This is a genomic window from Streptomyces sp. NPDC001292, assembly GCF_042896465.1.
Lineage (GTDB): Bacteria > Actinomycetota > Actinomycetes > Streptomycetales > Streptomycetaceae > Streptomyces.
This window is the reverse complement of sequence record NZ_JBIAXG010000030.1, coordinates 36233-54466: the sequence shown is the minus strand read 5'-3', so window position 1 is coordinate 54466 and position 18234 is coordinate 36233. Positions and strand designations below refer to the sequence as shown.

The window sequence follows — 18234 nt, the reverse complement described above, 5'->3', positions numbered from 1 at the left end:
GAACCTCACTGGACGAACCTCACCGGACGCCGCCGTCGGCCTCCGCCTCCTTCCGCAGCCGGGTGATCCCGGCGACCCGGTAGGCGTCGGCCTCCTCCAGCGTCTCGTTCTCCAGCAGGGCCTGCGCCAGCGCGTCCAGCTGCTCCCGGTGGTCACGCAGCTTGCGGCACGCCTCCTCGTAGCACTCGTCGACGATGCGCCGCATCTCGCTGTCGATGGCGTCCAGGGTCTGCGGGGCGGCGGCGAGTCCGTAGGCCTGCTGGGCGTCGTCCGGCAGGGCGGAGAGGCGGCCCAGGTGCTCGCTCATGCCCCAGCGGGCCACCATCCCGCGGGCGATGCCGGTGACCTGTTCGAGGTCGTGCTCGGAGCCGGTCGTGATGACCCCGTAGACGGCGTGTTCCGCAGCCATGCCGCCCAGCGCGCCGATGATGCGGCCCCGCAGGTAGTCCTCGGTGTACGCGTACTTGTCGGACTCCGGCGTCGACAGCGTCACCCCGAGCGCCCTCCCGCGGGGGACGATGGTGATCTTGCGAACGGGGTCGGCGCCGGGCTGGAGCATGCCCAGCAGAGCGTGCCCGCTCTCGTGGTACGCGGTGCGCCTGCGCTCCTCCTCGGGCATCACCAGCGCGCGCTCGGCGCCGAGCTGGACCTTCTCCAGAGCCTCCGAGAAATCCGTCGGCGTCACCCGCTGCTGCCGCCGCTTGACCGCGAGCAGCGCGGCCTCGTTGGCGAGGTTGGCCAGCTCCGCCCCGGTCATGCCCGGAGTCGTACGGGCCACCCGGGCGAGGTCCACGTCCGGGGCGAGCGGGATCTGGCGGGTGTGGATCCGCAGGATCGCCTCACGGCCGCCCCGGTCCGGCGGTGAGACGCTCACCACCCGGTCGAAACGGCCGGGACGGGTCAGCGCGGGGTCCAGCACGTCGGCGCGGTTCGTGGCGGCGAGCACGATGACGCCCTCCGAGCCGGAGAAACCGTCCATCTCCGTCAGGATCTGGTTCAGCGTCTGCTCACGCTCGTCGTGCCCGCCCACCGAGGCGCCGCCGCCCCGGGCCCGGCCGATGGTGTCGATCTCGTCGATGAAGACGATCGACGGCGCCACCTTGCGGGCCTCCGCGAACAGCTCGCGCACCCGGGAGGCACCCACACCCACGATCATCTCGATGAACTCGGACGCCGACGCCGAGAAGAACGGCACACCCGCCTCACCGGCCACGGCCCGGGCGAGCAACGTCTTGCCCGTGCCCGGTGGCCCCGTGAGCAGCACCCCGCGGGGCATCTTCGCGCCCATGTGGCGATAGGCGTCCGGATGCTCCAGGAAGTCGACGACGTCGTCCAGCTCGCCCTTGACCTCGTCGATGCCCGCCACGTCCGCGAAGGTGGTGCGCTGAGTGCCCGGCTGCAGTTCGACCGGCCTGGGCGGCGTCTTGCGCCCCAGCAGACCGCCCGGCCCGCCCAGGCCCGAGCCGATCCGCCGCGCGAAGAAGATCCACAGCGCCGCCAGCACCACGATCGGCGCCAGCGAGAGCAGCAGATTCGACAGCAGACCGCGCTCCTGCACGACAGGCCGCGCCGTCACCGTGACATGGTGGCTGCTCAGACTCTGCCAGAGCTTGTCGTCCGCGAAGGCCGGACGCTGGGTCTTGAACTTGGCGTACTTCCCCCCGCCCTCGGGATTGGCCTGGGGGCTCTTGAGCCGACCCTGGATCGCGTCGCCCTTGGAGTAGATCGTGCCGACGTTGCCCACGTCGAGCTGCCTGCTGAACTCGGTGTACGAGATCGTCGGCTCGTTGCCCCGGTTGTAGTAGCTCAGCCCGCCGTAGGCCACCAGGAAGACGATCACCGCGGTGACGAGCAGACCCCACCACCTGCCGCGCATCCGCGTGCCACCGGGCCGCCTGGGCGGCTCGTCCGGCTTTCCCTCGGTACGCCACGGCTGGTCAGAACCATTGCGCTGCGGCGCGGCATTGCTCATATCTGGACGTTACGGCACACGGTGTACCCCGGCACGCGCTGAGGGCGCCCCTCCGCGGAAGGGCGCCCTCAGCGTCGTCCAGTCGCCGTACGGGTGACACACGCGAACCGTACGGCGCTCGGGTCGGGCCTCAGCCCATGAACCTCTCGGAGGTTCTCAGCCCATGAACTTCTTGAACTCGTCCGGAAGCTCGAAGTCCTGGCCGCCCTGCTGCGGCAGTCCTAGGGCGCCGCCGGCCTGAGCGGCGGCGCGGCGGGCCGCATCCTCCTGCTCCTGCTGCTTGCGCTTCATCGGGTTGCCGGAGCGCTGCTTGCCCTTGGCCTTCTTCGGCTGCTTCTTGGTCCGGCCGGGGCCGCCGCCCATGCCCGGGATCCCCGGCATGCCGGGCATACCGCCGCCCTGGGCCATGCGGGACATCATCTTGCGCGCCTCGAAGAACCGCTCGACCAGATTCTTCACCGCGCTGACCTCGACACCGGAACCCTTGGCGATACGGGCGCGGCGCGAGCCGTTGATGATCGTCGGGTCCTGGCGCTCGCCCGGGGTCATCGACTTGATGATCGCGGCCGTGCGGTCCACGTCCCGCTCGTCGATGTTGTTGATCTGGTCCTTGATCTGCCCCATGCCGGGCAGCATGCCGAGCAACTTGGAGATCGACCCCATCTTCCTGACCTGCTCCATCTGCGCCAGGAAGTCGTCCAGGGTGAAGTCCTGGCCCTTCTTGGACGCCAGCTTGGAGGCCATCTTCTCGGCCTCTTCCTGGCTGAACGTCTTCTCCGCCTGCTCGATCAGGGTGAGCAGGTCACCCATGTCGAGGATGCGGGAGGCCATCCGGTCCGGGTGGAAGGCGTCGAAGTCGTCGAGCTTCTCACCGTTGGACGCGAACATGATCGGCTTGCCGGTGATCTGCCGGATCGACAGAGCCGCGCCACCGCGGGCGTCACCGTCGAGCTTGGACAGCACCACGCCGTCGAAACCGACGCCGTCCCGGAAGGCCTCGGCGGTGTTGACGGCGTCCTGACCGATCATCGCGTCGACGACGAACAGGATCTCGTCGGGGCTGACGACGTCCCTGATGTCCGCCGCCTGCTGCATCATCTCCTGGTCGATGCCGAGACGGCCGGCGGTGTCCACGATCACGATGTCGTGGACGTTGGTCCGCGCGTGCTCGATGGAGTCCTTTGCGACCTTGACCGGGTCACCGACGCCGTTGCCCGGCTCGGGCGCGTACACGGCGACGCCGGCGCGCTCGGCGACGACGCTGAGCTGGTTGACGGCGTTCGGGCGCTGGAGGTCACAGGCGACCAGCAGCGGGGAGTGGCCCTGCTCCTTGAGCCACTTGCCGAGCTTGCCCGCGAGGGTGGTCTTACCGGCACCCTGCAGGCCGGCGAGCATGATCACGGTGGGGGGCTGCTTGGCGAAGCGCAGGCGTCGGGTCTCGCCGCCCAGGATCGTGACCAGCTCGTCGTTGACGATCTTGAGGACCTGCTGGGCCGGGTTCAGCGCCTTCGAGACCTCGGCGCCGAGAGCGCGCTCCTTGACGTTCTTGATGAACGAACGCACGACCGGGAGGGCGACGTCGGCTTCGAGCAGCGCGATGCGGATCTCGCGCGCCGTGGCGTCGATGTCCGCTTCGCTCAAGCGCCCCTTGCCCCTGAGGGACTTGAAGGTGGCTGAGAGGCGGTCGGAGAGAGTATCGAACACGGCGGCGTCGGTCCTCGGCATAGGCGACAGGATGGATCGCCCTCCAGGGTATCCGGCCCCGCAAGGGATTCGTCCCCGCCCGTGCGTCGGGTCACGTCCGCAGCACCTCTTCCAGCCGCCGTGCCACGGACGCCGCCTCCTCGTCGGGGAGCGGGTCGCCCGCCGGGCCGGTGACGTAGAAGGCGTCCGCGGCGTTCGCGCCCAGGGTGCTGACGTGGGCGCTGCGCACCCGTACCTTCGCGTCCTCCAGCGCCCGGCCGATCCGGAACAGCAGCCCCGGCGCGTCCTGGGCGCGGACCTCGATCACGGTCGCGTGCCGGGAGGCGGCCGGGGCGACCGTGACCCGGGGCGGGGGTGCCGCCACACCGTGGCGGCGCGGATAGGCGGCGTCCCGTTCGGCGAGGCGGCTCGCGATGTCGAGGGAGCCGTCCAGTGCCCGGACGAGGTCGGCGCGCAGCCGGGCGGCCTGGGGCAGGGCGCCGTACTCGGCGGCGACCCGCCAGTCCAGCAGGAGCACGGAGCCGCCGGCGAACCCGTCCGGCAGGTCCAGGGGCCGTAGCTCGGCCGTGCGGACGGTGAGCCGGTGGGTCGCCAGCACTCCGGCGACCGACGGCAGGACGCCGGGCTGGTCGGGGACGGCGATCAGCAGTTCCACCCCGAGCGCCTCGGGCTGCCCCGAGGGCTCGCCCCGGGGTTCCCCGGCGGATTGCTCGATGGACGGCTCGGTGGGCGGCTCGGTCTGCGCCCGCAGGGCCAGGGCCGGCCCGCCGGTGCGGAAGGCCTCGATGGCGAGCCGTTCCTGCTCGGCGGTGGTCGCGGCGGGCTCGGGCTCGTCGGGGACGTCCCCGGCGAGGACCGCGCGGACGCGTCCGACCAGGTCGGTGACGAGGGAGCCGCGCCAGGACGACCAAGCGGCCGGCCCGGTGGCCAGGGCGTCCGCCTCGGTGAGGGCGTGCAGCAGTTCGAGGATGCTCTGGGTGCCGACCGCCTCGGCGACGGCGCGGACGGTGGCCGGGTCGTCCAGATCGCGCCGGGTGGCGGTCTGGACGAGCAGCAGGTGGTGGCGTACGAGGGTGGCGAGCACCCGGGTGTCCGCCGGGTCGAAGCCGATGCGCCCGGCCACGTCCGCGGCGATGATCTCGCCGGCCGCGCAGTGGTCGCCGGGCCGGCCCTTGCCGATGTCGTGCAGCAGCGCGGCGACCAGGAGCAGGTCGGGGCGGCCGACCCGGCGGGTGAGGGCGGAGGCGCGTACGGCGGTCTCGATCAGGTGGCGGTCGACCGTCCAGCGGTGAACGGCGTTGCGCTGCGGGCGGCAGCGCACCCGTTCCCAGTCGGGCAGCAACCGGGTGATCAGTCCTTCCGCCTCCAGTGCCTCCCAGACCTCGACGGTGGGGCGGCCCGAGCCGAGCAGGGTGACGAGCTGTTCGCGGGCCTCGGCGGGCCAGGGCGTGGGCAGGGGGCGCGCGGTGGCCGCGAGGTGCCGTACGGCGTGCGGGGAGAGCGGCAGGCCTGCCTGCGCGGCGGCGGCCGCGGCGCGCAGCGGAAGCACGGGGTCGCGTTCGGGGCGCGCGGTGCGGGCGAGCCCGACCTCGCCGTCCTGTTCCACCACCCCTTCGGCGAGCGGGGTGCGCTCCGCGACCGGCTTCCCGCCGCCGAGCAGGGCGCGCAGCCTCGGCCGCACGGCGCGCGCCCGGAGCACACGCCCCACCTCGCGCCAGGTGACGTCACCGGCGTACGACAGGACGCGTGCCGCCTCGTACACCTGGCGCAGGAGCGCGTCGGCGTCGGGCAGGCCCAGCTCCGCGGCGACCTGGTCCTGGTCCTGCAACGCGAGCCGGTCGGTGGCGCGGCCCGTCGTCAGGTGCAGGACGTCGCGCACGTCGAGCAGCCGACGGCGGGCGTCGGCGAGGCCCTCGCGCGGGGCGTCCGCGAGCCAGGAGGCGGCGACGGCGCGCAGGGCGGTGGCGTCCCGCAGACCACCGCGGGCCTCCTTCAGGTCGGGTTCCAGGAGGTACCGCAACTCGCCTTGCCGTTCAGCGCGTTCGGCGCACAGTTCCCGTAGTTCGGGCAGACGTCTCGGCGCCTGGTTGCGCCAGTCGGCGAGGACCGCCGTGCGCAGTGCGGTCGTCAGGCCGAGGTCGCCGACGAGGTGCCGGGCGTCCAGCAGGCCGAGCTGCACCTTGAGGTCCTCGACCGCCGCCCGGCGGGCCTCGGCCGGGGTACGGACCGCGTGGTCGAGGGCGATGCCGAGGTCCCACACGGGGTACCACAGGCGGTCGGCGAGGTCGGCGATCCCCTCGGGGTCGCCGCCGTGGTGCAGGAGCAGGAGGTCCAGGTCGCTGCGGGGCGACAGTTCTCCGCGCCCGTAGCCGCCCACGGCGACGAGGGCGACGCGCCGCAGGCCTCCGGCCGCCGCGGTGAACAACTGCGCGAGCCAGCGGTCGGTCAGTTCGGCGAGCGCGGCGCGGCGCGCTGGCCCGGACCGTGCCCCCTCGGTGAGGAGGCGCAGCCGGGCCGCCGCGTAGCCGCCGGGTCCCGAGTTCTCCGCTTCGCTCCGCACGTCCGCGCCCGTCATCGGCGGCTCCTGTCCTCGCGCCGTTCAGAGCGCGTCCGGGCCGCGCTCGCCGGTGCGGACCCGGACCGCCGTCTCGACCGGCAGGGACCAGACCTTGCCGTCGCCGATCTTGCCCGTGCGGGCGGCCTTGACGATGACCTCGATCAGCTGCTCGGCTTCGTCGTCCTCGGCGAGCACCTCGATGCGGATCTTGGGCACCAGGTCGACGGTGTACTCGGCTCCGCGGTAGACCTCGGTGTGGCCGCGCTGACGTCCGTAGCCGCTGGCCTCGGTGACGGTGAGGCCGTTGACGCCGAACGACTGGAGGGCCTCCTTGATCTCGTCGAGCCGGTGGGGCTTGACCACGGCGGTGATGAGCTTCATGCATCCACCTTCCTGCTCAGCGTGGCGGCCTTCTTGATCTGCGCGGCGGCCAGGGCCGGGGCGGTGACGGCGGTGACGACTCCGCCGCCCGCGCCGGTGAGGTCGTACGCGGTCTCGGCGTGCTCGGCCTGGTCGATGCCGGAGATCTCCTCGTCCTCGGTGACCCGCATGCCGATGGTCCGGTCCAGGAGGAAGGCGAGGACCGCGGAGGCGATCAGGGAGTAGGCGAGGACGGCGAAGACACCGGCGCACTGCTTCCAGAACTGCTCCAGGCCACCGCCGTAGAAGAGGCCCCGGACGGCGGACTGGCCCTTGCCGCTGGCGAAGAGTCCGATCAGCAGGGAGCCGACGACGCCGCCGACCATGTGGACGCCGACCACGTCGAGGGAGTCGTCGTAGCCGAAGCGGTACTTCAGGCCGACCGCCGTGGCGCACAGGACGCCGGCGACGGCGCCCACGGCCATCGCGCCGAGCGGGGAGACCGCACCGCCGGACGGGGTGATCGCGACCAGGCCGGCGACCGCGCCGGAGGCGGCTCCGAGGGTGGTGAACGCGCCGTGCCGGATCTTCTCGTAGGCGAGCCAGGCGAGCATGGCGGTGCCGGTGGCGACCTGGGTGTTGACGAACATCAGCGGGCCGACGCCGTCGTCGTTGCCGAGCCAGGAACCGGCGTTGAAGCCGAACCAGCCGAACCACAGCAGACCCGCGCCGAGCATGACCAGCGGGAGGCTGTGGGGGCGCATCGGGTCCTTCTTGAAGCCGATGCGCTTGCCGATGACGAGGATCACGCCGAGTGCCGCCGCACCGGCGTTGATGTGGACCGCGGTACCACCCGCGAAGTCGATCACGCCGAGTTTGTTGGCCCAGCCGCCGGCGCCCCAGACCCAGTGGGCGATCGGGAAGTACACGACCGTGGCCCACAGCACCAGGAACAGCCCCCAGGCGCTGAACTTGACCCGGTCGGCCAGGGCTCCGCTGATCAGGGCCGGGGTGATGATCGCGAACATCATCTGGAAGACGGCGAAGACGAAGACCGGGATGGTGTATCCGGGCCACAGCTCGGTCTTGCCGATACCGCTGAAGCCGACGAAGTCGGAGGTCCAGCCGATGAGGGAGCCCCGGTCGGCGCCGAAGGCCATCGAGAAGCCGTAGAGCACCCACAGGACGGTGACGACGCCGAGGCTGATGAAGCTCATCATCAGCATGTTCAGCGTGCTCTTGACCCGGACCATGCCTCCGTAGAAGAAGGCCAGGCCGGGGGTCATCAACATCACCAGGGCGGAACAGATGAGCATGAAGCCGGTGTTGGCGGACGACAGTTTGGGCGCGTCCGCCGCCAGCATGATGGCGGCTGGTGCCATCGGCATCTCCTCGTCGGTCGGTACGGCCCCGTGCGGGCGGCCGGGCGAAGCCTTGCGCGGTCCGGTCGGCGAGGGGTTGGCCGACCGACCGTGCCACGAGACTGGCTCAGCGCGGTTTCGGTGGCCGCCTCTCGTTGTTTCGCCGGGGTGACGAAGAGGTCTGCTGTGTTACGTGCCGGTGAATCGCGTGGTCACGTGCCGTGGAGCGCGTGTCGGAAAAAACAGGCCGGCCGCGGGCGGCCTTCCGATGACCAGGCATGGGGGAGCCGAGTCGGGCAGTTCGGGAGGGCCGGCCGCGGCCGGGGTCGGGGAGGCGCTGTCAGACGGCCTCGGCGGTCTCGGGCAGTTCGGCGGCGAGCTGTTCGGTCAGGTCGACGACTTCCGCGAGGTCCCCGTAGCCGCGTACGGCGTTGTCGACGGTCTTGCGGATACGGGTGTTCACTCGCTCGGAGCGGACTTTCTTCGCCACCCTCATGGCCTGCCTCGCGTACCCGGTGCTCTGCTCCGGCTCGCGCTGGAGCAGGTGGACCGTGGCCATGCCGATGAGGTTCAGGGCGTACGACCGCTGGTGTTCGTGGTCCTCGGCGAACCGCTCCACCGCCTTCTGCATCAGCGGTTCCGCCAGGGAGGCGTAGGTGGGGCTGCGGCCGGCGACGTAGGCGAGGTCGCGGAAGGAGTGGGAGTTCTCGCCGTACAGCTCGGCCTCGGAGAAGAAGCGGATCCAGTCGGGGTCGGGCTCGTCCCAGTCCTCGGCGTCGGCGAAGGCGTCCTCGGCCATGCGCACGGCGCGCTTGCACTTGCCGGGCTGGCCCATGTTGGCGTAGGCCCGGGCTTCCAACGCGTACAGCATGGACTGGGTGCGCGGGCTCGCGCAGTCGCGGCTGCCGTACTGCGCGAGGTGGATGAGCTCCAGGGCGTCCTCGGGGCGGCCGAGGTGGATCATCTGGCGGCCCATGCTGGACAGGACGTAGGAGCCGAGCGGCTTGTCGCCGGCTTCCTTGGCGGCGTGCAGGGCGAGGACGAAGTACTTCTGCGCGGTGGGCTGGAGCCCCACGTCGTAGCTCATCCAGCCGGCCAGTTCGGCGAGCTCCGCGGCGACCTTGAACAGCCGGCGGCCGGTGGGTTCGGGCTGGGGCTCCTGGAGGAGGTCCGTCACCTCGTGCAACTGGCCGACGACCGCCTTGCGGCGCAGGCCACCGCCGCACTGGGCGTCCCACTGCCGGAACATCACGGTGGTGGTCTCCAGCAATTCCAGCTCGGGCCGGGAGAGCCGGCCGGGGCGGCGGGAGGCGGCCTGCGGCTCGGGCTCCTCGGCGGCAGCCGGGGGCACGGGCACGAGCCAGCGCTGGAGCGGTTCGATGAGGGACGGGCCCGCGGACAGCGCCAGCGAGGTTCCGAGGAAGCCGCGCCGCGCCAGCATCAGGTCGCTGCGCGAGAACTCGCTGAGCAGGGCCACGGTCTGCGGGCCCGTCCAGGGCAGGTCGACACCGGTGGCGGAGGGGGTCGGGCGGGCGGTGCGCAGACCGAGGTCCTCCACGGCGACGACGCAGCCGAAGCGCTCGGAGAAGAGCTCCGAGAGGATCCTGGGGATCGGCTCGCGCGGGTTCTCGCCGTCCAGCCACCGCCTGACGCGCGAAGTGTCGGTGGAGATGTGGTTGGCGCCCAGCTGGCGGGCGCGGCGGTTGACCTGGCGGGCGAGCTCGCCCTTGGACCAGCCGCTGCGCACGAACCACGAGGCGAGCAGCTCGTTCGGGCGCTTGTCCGCGCTCGCAGCGCTCGTCCCGCTTCCGTCGTTGCCGCTCACTGGAACGCCCCCATCCCTGAGACCACTTGCCGCTTGGTGCGCCAAGCCCTATCAGAATGCCGGTCAACAAGGCCGTTCGTCCGCCGATTCTCACCCTTCGAACCGACTGCCGACTTGCCTCCGGCATACCCACGAGTGCATGTGCCCCAGGCCTCGCACACTCACAGTAATCCTACGATCACCCGCTCAGCCACGGGGATCGCTGAAACGCCACCATTCGCCACCCCTTCGAATGAACCCTCGGTAGCCCTGGCGCGATTCACTTGACATAGGACAGCCGTAGGCGAGCGGAGCGGCGCACGCGAGGGCGCACACCGCCGGACACACCACCCGCGGCGCTTCCGCAGGGCGCATGGACCCGGCACGGCCGAGGAAGAGCAGTCGCAGAGAGTTACGATCTGCATCCGCCTCGTAACCATCGGGGTGGTGGACCCGTTGGAGGGGGCATGGGCTTCACGATCGGCGGCATGCGCGAGATCCGCTCCGGCACCCGGCGGCGCGGCCGGTCGTACCGCTCGTCGGAGTGCACGGCGGTGGCCGAGTACACCGGGCTGTGGGGCTGGGACGTGGTGCGGGGCGCGCGGGCCCTCGGCGGTGCCTGTTCCTGCGGCCGCACGGACTGCCCGGCTCCGGGCGCCCACACCCTGGAGTTCGCGCCCGAGATCCCGGCCGGGGCCACACTCGACGAGGTGACCAGGGCGTGGCGGGAGCTGCCCGGGGCCGCGGTGATGCTGGCCGTCGGCCGCGTGTTCGATGTCATCGAGGTCGCCGAGCCGGCCGGGCGTCGCGCCCTGGCCCGGCTGGAGCGCATGGGCCTCCCCCTCGGCCCGGTGACCGCCACCCCGGACGGCCGGGCCCAGTTCTTCGTCGCCCCCGGCGCCGCCGCCGAGCTGCCCGCCCTGCTCTACCGCCTGGGCTGGGACGATCCCGCCTCCCTCGACCTGTGCGGTCTCGGCCCCGGCACGTTCCTCACGGCCCCGCCGTCCGACCGCGGCGGCCGCGGCCCGGTCCGCTGGCTCCGCCCACCCGCCCTCGACACGTCCAGGCCACCCCAGGCCCGCCTCCTCCTCGGCACCCTGGCCTACGTGGCCCACCGGTCCCGGGCATGACCCGACCGGCCTCGCCCGGCACCGGCAACATCCGCAGCCGAGCGGGCGCCGGGGCTCGGTCCCGCCGAGCGGCGCCCACGGGAGCAGTCTCGCCGAGCAGCACGAGTGTTGCGGGCTCAACCTGCGCAGCAAGACCGCTACGAGCCGTCCCCCAGGAGGTGCACGGCGCGAGCACCCTCCCACCGAGCGGGGTCGGCGAGTGCGCGGCGCTCGCCGACCCCGCGCAAGAGAGCTCGCCCTTCACAGCGGTCCGAAAATGCCTCATCGGCCGCATCCCCAGCGGGGCACCTGGACGGGCGGACAGCGGCCGCGAGTGAGTCGGCCCGCCGGGGCGGTCATCGTTCTGCCGCTTCGGCTCCGCGTCCCGGGCCCGTAGACGGAAGCGCCCGCACCCGGTGGGATCGGGGCGGGCGCTCGGGAGGTGGGGGTCAGTCTCCGATGAGTGCGTCGACGAAGGCCTCCGGTTCGAAGGGGGCCAGATCGTCGGGACCCTCGCCGAGGCCGACCAGCTTGACCGGCACGCCCAGCTCGCGCTGGACGGCGACCACGATGCCGCCCTTGGCCGTACCGTCCAGCTTGGTGAGCACGATGCCGGTGATGTCGACGACCTCGGCGAAGACGCGGGCCTGGACCAGGCCGTTCTGGCCGGTGGTCGCGTCGAGCACGAGCAGCACCTCGTCCAGTGGCGCGTGCTTCTCCACGACGCGCTTGACCTTGCCCAGCTCGTCCATGAGGCCGGTCTTGGTGTGCAGGCGGCCGGCGGTGTCGATGAGCACCACATCGGCGCCCATCTCCTTGCCGTCCTTCACCGCGTCGAAGGCGACGGAGGCGGGGTCGCCGGCCTCCGGGCCGCGCACGGTGTAGGCGCCGACCCGCTCGCCCCAGGTCTGCAGCTGGTCGGCGGCGGCCGCGCGGAAGGTGTCGGCGGCGCCCAGCACGACGCTGCGGCCATCGGCGACCAGGACGCGGGCGAGCTTGCCGGTCGTCGTGGTCTTGCCGGTGCCGTTGACACCGACGACCATCACGATGCCCGGCTTGCTGGTGGCCGGCTCGGTCTTCACGGTGCGGTCCATGTCGGGGCCGATCAGCGTGAGCAGCTCCTCCCGCAGCAGTCCGCGCAGCTCCTCGGGAGTGCGGGTGCCGAGCACACGCACGCGCTCGCGCAGCCGCTCGACCAGCTCCTGGGTGGGCTGCACACCGACGTCGGCGGTCAGCAGGGTGTCCTCGATCTCCTCCCACGTGTCCTCGTCGAGGTTCTCGCGGGACAGCAGAATGAGCAGGCCCTTGCCCAGGGCGTTCTGCGAGCGGGAGAGGCGGGCGCGCAGCCGCACCAGACGGCCGGCGGTGGGTTCGGGCACCTCGATCGGAGGTGCCGGAAGCTCCTCGACGGGCGGCTCCTCGACGGCGACGGGAGCCGAGCCGTCGGGCAGGTCCACCTCCTCGATCGTCCGCCGCGGCTCCTCTCGCGGCGTCTCGGCCTCCTCGCCGACGTGTGGCTCGGCCGGAGGGGCGGTGATGTCGGGCGCCGAGGGCGGCGGCGGGGGCAGCGGCTTCCTCCGCCGGCTGCCGATGATGAGCCCGCCGAGCGCGCCGAGCACGACCACGGCGATAACTACAGCAAGGATGATGGTTTCCATAACCTGTCCAGTATGCGTGACCGCCTGGGCGGTCAGTGGTAGTCCTGACGGGCCGCGTGCCCCTGAATACCGGGCCTACCGGCCGCCCGGCTCACAGGGTGGGGAACGCCCTCACGAGCACGTACGCCCCGGCTCGGTGCGCGAGCCGGGGCAGCAGGAGTCGGTGCGGGACGGTTACCCCATCTCCTCCAGCGCCTTGCCCTTCGTCTCCTTGACGAACTTCAGGACGAACGGGATGGAGAGCGCGGCGAAGGCCGTGTAGATGACATAGGTCCCGGAGAGGTTCCAGTCGGCCAGCGACGGGAAGCTCGCGGTGATGGCCCAGTTGGCGATCCACTGCGCGGAGGCCGCCACGCCCAGGGCGGCGGCGCGGATCCTGTTCGGGAACATCTCGCCGAGCAGGACCCAGACGACCACACCCCAGGACAGGGCGAAGAAGAGGACGAAGACATGGGCCGCGATCAGGGCGGCCCAGCCCTGGGTGGCCGGCAGCTTGCCGCCGACCAGGGGGTACGAGAACGCCCAGGCCTCCAGGGCCAGGCCGACGACCATGCCGGACGAGCCGATGAGCGCGAGCGGCTTGCGGCCGATGCGGTCGACGAAGATCATCGCAATCACGGTGCCGACGATGTTGATGATCGACGTGGTGAACGAGTAGAGGAACGACTCCGTCGGGTTGACGCCGACCGACTGCCACAGCGTCGCGGAGTAGTAGAACGCGACGTTGATGCCGACGAACTGCTGGAAGGCGGACAGGCCGATGCCGATCCAGACGATCCGCTTGAAGAGGAAGTTGCCGCCGAGCAGGTCCTTGAAGGTGGACTTGTGCTCGCGCTTCATGGCGGTCTCGATCTCGGCCACGCGGGCGTCGAGGCCGATGTGGTCGCCCTCGACCTCGGCGAGGATCCGCCGGGCCCGGTCGCGGCGGCCGACGGAGAGCAGGAAGCGCGGGGACTCGGGGATGGCGAAGGAGAGCAGTCCGTACAGGATGGCCGGGACGACCATCACGCCGAGCATGACCTGCCAGGCCTCCAGGCCCATCAGCCGGCCGCGCTGGTTGCCGCCGGCGGCGTTGAGCAGACCCCAATTGACCAGTTGGGAGACGGCGATGCCGACGACGATCGCGGCCTGCTGGAAGGAGCCGAGGCGGCCGCGGTAGGCGGGCGGCGCGACCTCGGCGATGTAGGCGGGGCCGATGACCGAGGCCATGCCGATGGCGAAGCCGCCGACGATCCGCCAGAAGGCGAGGTCCCACAGGGCGAACGGCAGGGCCGAGCCGACGGCGCTGATGGTGAACAGGGTCGCGGCGATCTGCATGCAGCGGATGCGGCCGATGCGGTCGGCGATACGGCCCGCGGTCGCGGCGCCGATCGCGCAGCCGATCAGGGCGATGGCGATGACCTGGGCCAGCTCCGCAGATCCGATGCCGTAGCGGCTCCGGATGGCCTCGACGGCGCCGTTGATCACGGAGCTGTCGTACCCGAACAGGAAGCCGCCCATCGCGGCGGCCGCGGCGATGAAGATGACGTGTCCGAGATGTTCGGGGTGAGCCGTCCGGGCTCCTGGCCCTGGGGCCTGCGTTGTGGTCACGTGTACTCCTCGGACACACCGGCAACGCTGCCGGGGTGGGGTAGCCCCTCCAGGTGATCAGACCTGAAGACAAAAACAACGTACAGAGACTATGCCTTCATGTATCGAAGTCAACTTGCCTGGTCATCGACATCGAATAGCCGCAGACCCCCCGACTTCGATTCAAGTGTTGTAGTCAAGCTGGCGGACATCGTCCGTCTACCCCGAAGTGACGGAGACACGCGGGATCCCGGCAACACACGTGCCGGGGTGCTGACGCGGTGCTACCGCAGGCGCTGGCTGATGACCTTCGACACACCGTCGCCCTGCATGGAGACGCCGTAGAGCGCATCGGCGACCTCCATCGTGCGCTTCTGGTGCGTGATCACGATCAGCTGCGAGGCCTCCTGAAGCTCCTGCATGATCCGGATCAGCCTTTGGAGGTTGGTGTCGTCGAGGGCCGCCTCGACCTCGTCCATGACGTAGAAGGGGCTCGGACGGGCCTTGAAGATCGATACGAGCAGCGCGACGGCGGTCAGCGACCGCTCGCCGCCGGAGAGCAGGGACAGCCGCTTGACCTTCTTGCCCGGCGGGCGTGCCTCGACGTCCACGCCCGTGGTGAGCATGTTGTCGGGGTCGGTCAGTACGAGCCGGCCCTCGCCGCCCGGGAAGAGCCGACCGAAGACGCCCTCGAACTCCCGGGCGGTGTCCCGGTAGGCCTCCGTGAAGACCTGCTCGACGCGCTCGTCGACCTCCTTGACGACCTGGAGCAGGTCGGCGCGGGTCTTCTTGAGGTCCTCGAGCTGCTCGCTGAGGAACTTGTGGCGTTCCTCCAGCGCCGCGAACTCCTCCAGGGCCAGCGGGTTGACCTTGCCGAGCTGCTGGTAGGCGCGCTCGGCCGCCTTCAGCCGCTTCTCCTGCTCGGCCCGCACGTAGGGCCGGGGCCGGTTGCGGGGGTGCTGCGGGTCCTCCGGCAGCTGCTCGCCCTCGGCGGGGGGCGAGGGCGGGACGAGCTGGTGCGGCCCGTACTCCGCCATCAGGCCCGTCGGCTCGACACCGAGTTCCTCCAGTGCCCTGGTCTCCAGCTGCTCGACGCGCAACCGCTTCTCGGCGCCGAGCACCTCGCCCCGGTGGACCGAGTCGGTCAGCTTGTCGAGTTCGGCCTTGAGCTCCCGGCCCTCGGTGCGGGCGGCGGTCAGCTCCTGCTCGCGCTGGGCCTTGGCGGCCTCGGCGGCGGCCCGCTCCTCCTCGGCGCGGGCCACGGAGACCTCGACGTGCGCGAGCAGCTGCCGGGCGCCGGAGGCGACCGCCGAGGCGACCTCCGCCTCGTGACGCAGCCGGGCGCGCCGCTGCTCGGCACGCGCGCGTGCCTCGCGTTCGGCACGGGCTGCGCGGTCCAGCGAGTCGGCCCTGCCCGCCAGCCCCTTGACCCGTTCCTCGTGCGTACGGACCTGGAGGCGGGCCTCCATCTCGGTCTGGCGGGCGTTGGCGCCGTCGGCCGCGAGCCGGTCGCGTGCGGAGGCGTCGGGCTCCTCCTCGATCGGCATCTCCTCGGCCGCGGCGAGCCGCTCGGCGAGCTCCTCCACCTCCTGCAGGGCTTTGTCGAGGGCCTCCTGGGCGCGGGCGGCGGCGGCCGTGGACCGCTCGGCCTCTCCGGCGGCGCCGCGCGCCTGACCGGCGAGCCGGCCCAGTTGCTGGGCGACGGCCGACTTCTCCCGGTCGGCGGTCCGCCGCCGCTCCCCCAGCTCCTCGACCAGCGCCGCGCACCGGCCGCGCCGCTCGCCGGCCCGCCGTTGGTCCTCGGTCAGCTCCTCGCACCGCACTGCGAGCTCCTCCAGCTCGGCGGCGGCCTCGTCCACGGAGGCCTGCACCTCCAGCAGACTGGGCGCCCCCGCGGAGCCACCCTGTGCGAAGTACGCCCCGAGCAGATCCCCTTCGGCGGTCACAGCGGTCAGCTCGGGCCGCGCGAGGACCAGATCCTCCGCGTCCTCCAGCGTCCCCACCACGACGATTCCCCACAGCAGCCACCGCACGGCGGGCATCAGCTCGGCGGGACCGCGCACGAACTCGGCGGCGAAGGGGGGCCCGGACACGGGGGTGCCGGTGGTGGGGGGCGCGCCCGCCGCACCGCCGGTACGGTCCTCGGACCCACCCCACCCGGCAAGGGCGCCCTCCGGCCCACCGGCCGTGGAAAGCTCGGCTTCCGCCGCACCGCTCCGGGTGGGGGTTTCGGGTGAGGGGCCCGCGAGGAGCAGCGCGGCCCGGCCCGCGCCCTGTTTGCGCAGCAGACGGAGGGCGTCGGCCGCGGCGGAGGGGGTGGTCACGGCCAGGGCGTCGGCGGCGGTGCCGAAGGCGGTGGCCAGGGGCGTTTCGTAGCCGGGGGTGACCGTCAGGAGTTCGGCGGCGGGGCCCAGCAGCCCGGTGAGGCGGTCCTTGGCGTCGAGCAGGGCTCCCGTGCCGTCCTTGCGGCGCAGGCCCAGGGCGAGCGCATCGTGCCGGGCCTGGGTCGCCGCCCGCTTGCGTTCGGCCGCGGTGACCGCCTCTCGGGCGGCGATGAGGGCGGCCTCCGCCTCGGCCAGCGCCGCCTTCGCCCCCTCGTGCCGCCCGGCCAGCTCCTCGTCGCCCGCGTCGAGGCCGTCGACCTCGGCCTTGAGTACCTCGTACTCCTCCTGGGCGTGGACGGCGCGTTCCTGGGCCTCGTCCCTGGCGGCGGCCAGCCGCTCGATCTCGGCCTGGGCGGAGGCGGCGCGCGAACGAGCCGCGTTCACCTGGCCGCCCAGCCGGGCCAGGCCCTCACGGCGGTCGGCGATGGCGCGGGCCGCTTCCTTCAGGCGCCGCTCCTCGACGGCCAGCTCCCGTTCCAGTTCGGCGCGGTGGGCGACGGTGTTCTCCAGGGCACGCTGGGCCGCCTCCAGGGCTGCCTCCAGCTCGGCCTCCTGCGCACGCACGCGCTCGGCCTCGCGCTCCAGTTCCTCGGGGTCGCGGCCGCGCCGCTCCTCGGGGGGCGCGGAGGTGGCGCTCTGCACGCGCGCGTCGGCGAGCGAGATCGTGCCGCGCACGCGTTCGGCGAGCTGGGACAGTTCGTACCAGGTCTGCTGGGCGCGCTGGAGGCGCGGGACGAGCCGGCGCACCTCGTCCTCCAGCAGGGCCTCGCGCTGGAGGGCCTTCTTCAGCTCCTGCTCGGCGGCTTCCTTGCGTTCCTGCAGGGCCGCCTCGTCGGCGATCTCGGCCTTCAGTGCCTCGCGCAGGCCGACGAGGTCGTCGGCCAGGAGCCGAAGGCGCGCGTCCCTCAGGTCCGCCTGGATGACCGCGGCTCTGCGCGCCACCGCCGCCTGACGGCCCAAGGGCTTGAGCTGCCGGCGCAGTTCGTCGGTGAGGTCCTGCACGCGCGCGAGGTTGGCCCGCATCGCGTCCAGTTTCCTGAGCGCCTTCTCCTTGCGCTTGCGGTGCTTGAGGACGCCGGCGGCCTCCTCGATGAAGGCACGGCGGCCCATGGGGTCGGCGTGCAGGACGGAGTCGAGCTGGCCCTGGCCGACGATGACGTGCATCTCGCGGCCGATGCCGGAGTCGGACAGCAGTTCCTGGATGTCGAGCAGCCGGCATGTGTCGCCGTTGATCTGGTACTCGCTGCCGCCGTTGCGGAACATGATCCGCGTGATGGTGACCTCGGCGTACTCGATGGGCAGGGCCCCGTCGGAGTTGTCGATGGTGAGGGACACCTCGGCGCGGCCGAGCGGCGGGCGGCCGGTGGTGCCGGCGAAGATGACGTCCTCCATCTTGCCGCCGCGCAGCGATTTGGCCCCCTGTTCGCCCATGACCCAGCTGAGCGCGTCCACGACATTGGACTTGCCCGAGCCGTTCGGACCGACGACGCACGTGATCCCCGGTTCGAACCGGAGCGTGGTCGCCGAGGCGAACGACTTGAACCCGCGGAGGGTCAGGGCCTTGAGGTGCACGCCGCCGGACTTTACCGGCCGCCGCTACCCCACTCCACGAACCCCCGCAACCGCGCGGTTTCGCCTGTGAATATGCAGGGCACACCAAATGTTAAAGACGCTGAAAGGATGCGCGGGGGCAACGAAGGCGGGGCAAGAAGGGCGGGGGAAAGAAAGAAGGGACGCCGAAGCGTCCCTTGCAACT

At 71.9% G+C, this 18234-nt stretch carries 10 protein-coding genes; 1 reads left to right on the top strand and 9 read right to left on the bottom strand.

From position 1 onward, the window contains the following. Positions 1–19: 19 nt before the first annotated feature. The 6 genes from ftsH to ACFY4A_RS27685 all read right to left on the bottom strand — a co-directional run bounded on the left by ftsH (position 20) and on the right by ACFY4A_RS27685 (position 9779). A complete protein-coding gene (ftsH, locus tag ACFY4A_RS27710) occupies positions 20–1972 on the bottom strand; it encodes an ATP-dependent zinc metalloprotease FtsH (RefSeq protein ID WP_390832055.1) in 1953 nt (650 codons plus the stop codon). A 156-nt stretch (positions 1973–2128) separates the two neighbouring features. Further along, positions 2129–3676 (bottom strand): signal recognition particle protein, encoded by a 1548-nt coding sequence (ffh, locus tag ACFY4A_RS27705; RefSeq protein ID WP_390832112.1) that lies wholly within the window; start codon positions 3674–3676, stop codon positions 2129–2131. A 91-nt stretch (positions 3677–3767) separates the two neighbouring features. Then, entirely contained in the window at positions 3768–6251 is a 2484-nt protein-coding gene (locus tag ACFY4A_RS27700) for a [protein-PII] uridylyltransferase (protein WP_390832054.1), read from the bottom strand. Between the two features lie 24 nt (positions 6252–6275). Then, positions 6276–6614 (bottom strand): P-II family nitrogen regulator, encoded by a 339-nt coding sequence (locus tag ACFY4A_RS27695; RefSeq protein WP_390832053.1) that lies wholly within the window; start codon positions 6612–6614, stop codon positions 6276–6278. Beyond that, positions 6611–7975, bottom strand: a complete 1365-nt coding sequence (locus ACFY4A_RS27690; protein ID WP_390832052.1) for an ammonium transporter — start codon at positions 7973–7975, stop codon at positions 6611–6613. The genes ACFY4A_RS27695 and ACFY4A_RS27690 overlap by 4 nt, the downstream gene beginning before the upstream one ends. 319 nt (positions 7976–8294) lie before the next feature. Then, a complete protein-coding gene (locus tag ACFY4A_RS27685) occupies positions 8295–9779 on the bottom strand; it encodes a hypothetical protein (protein ID WP_390832051.1) in 1485 nt (494 codons plus the stop codon). Between the two features lie 446 nt (positions 9780–10225). Between ACFY4A_RS27685 and ACFY4A_RS27680 the strand changes: the two genes are divergently transcribed. Next, entirely contained in the window at positions 10226–10888 is a 663-nt protein-coding gene (locus tag ACFY4A_RS27680) for a bifunctional DNA primase/polymerase (RefSeq protein ID WP_390832050.1), read from the top strand. Between the two features lie 428 nt (positions 10889–11316). Here ACFY4A_RS27680 and ftsY read toward each other — a convergent pair whose 3' ends face one another. The 3 genes from ftsY to ACFY4A_RS27665 form a co-directional block, all read right to left on the bottom strand. After that, complete coding sequence (gene ftsY / locus ACFY4A_RS27675; RefSeq protein ID WP_390832049.1) at positions 11317–12525, bottom strand: signal recognition particle-docking protein FtsY; 1209 nt, start codon at positions 12523–12525, stop codon at positions 11317–11319. 174 nt (positions 12526–12699) lie between these two features. Next, a complete protein-coding gene (locus ACFY4A_RS27670; protein WP_390832048.1) occupies positions 12700–14115 on the bottom strand; it encodes a sugar porter family MFS transporter in 1416 nt (471 codons plus the stop codon). A 263-nt stretch (positions 14116–14378) separates the two neighbouring features. Further along, the gene (locus tag ACFY4A_RS27665) at positions 14379–18050 is read right to left on the bottom strand and encodes an AAA family ATPase (RefSeq protein WP_390832047.1); all 3672 of its coding nucleotides are present in this window, start codon (positions 18048–18050) and stop codon (positions 14379–14381) included. Between the last annotated feature and the right edge of the window lie 184 nt (positions 18051–18234).

Coding starts and splice junctions, on each gene's coding strand:
- ftsH (WP_390832055.1), bottom strand. CDS start 1,972: ATGAGCAATGCCGCGCCGCAGCGCAATGGTTCTGACCAGCCGTGGCGT.
- ACFY4A_RS27700 (WP_390832054.1), bottom strand. CDS start 6,251: ATGACGGGCGCGGACGTGCGGAGCGAAGCGGAGAACTCGGGACCCGGC.
- ACFY4A_RS27695 (WP_390832053.1), bottom strand. CDS start 6,614: ATGAAGCTCATCACCGCCGTGGTCAAGCCCCACCGGCTCGACGAGATC.
- ACFY4A_RS27690 (WP_390832052.1), bottom strand. CDS start 7,975: ATGGCACCAGCCGCCATCATGCTGGCGGCGGACGCGCCCAAACTGTCG.
- ACFY4A_RS27680 (WP_390832050.1), top strand. CDS start 10,226: ATGGGCTTCACGATCGGCGGCATGCGCGAGATCCGCTCCGGCACCCGG.
- ftsY (WP_390832049.1), bottom strand. CDS start 12,525: ATGGAAACCATCATCCTTGCTGTAGTTATCGCCGTGGTCGTGCTCGGC.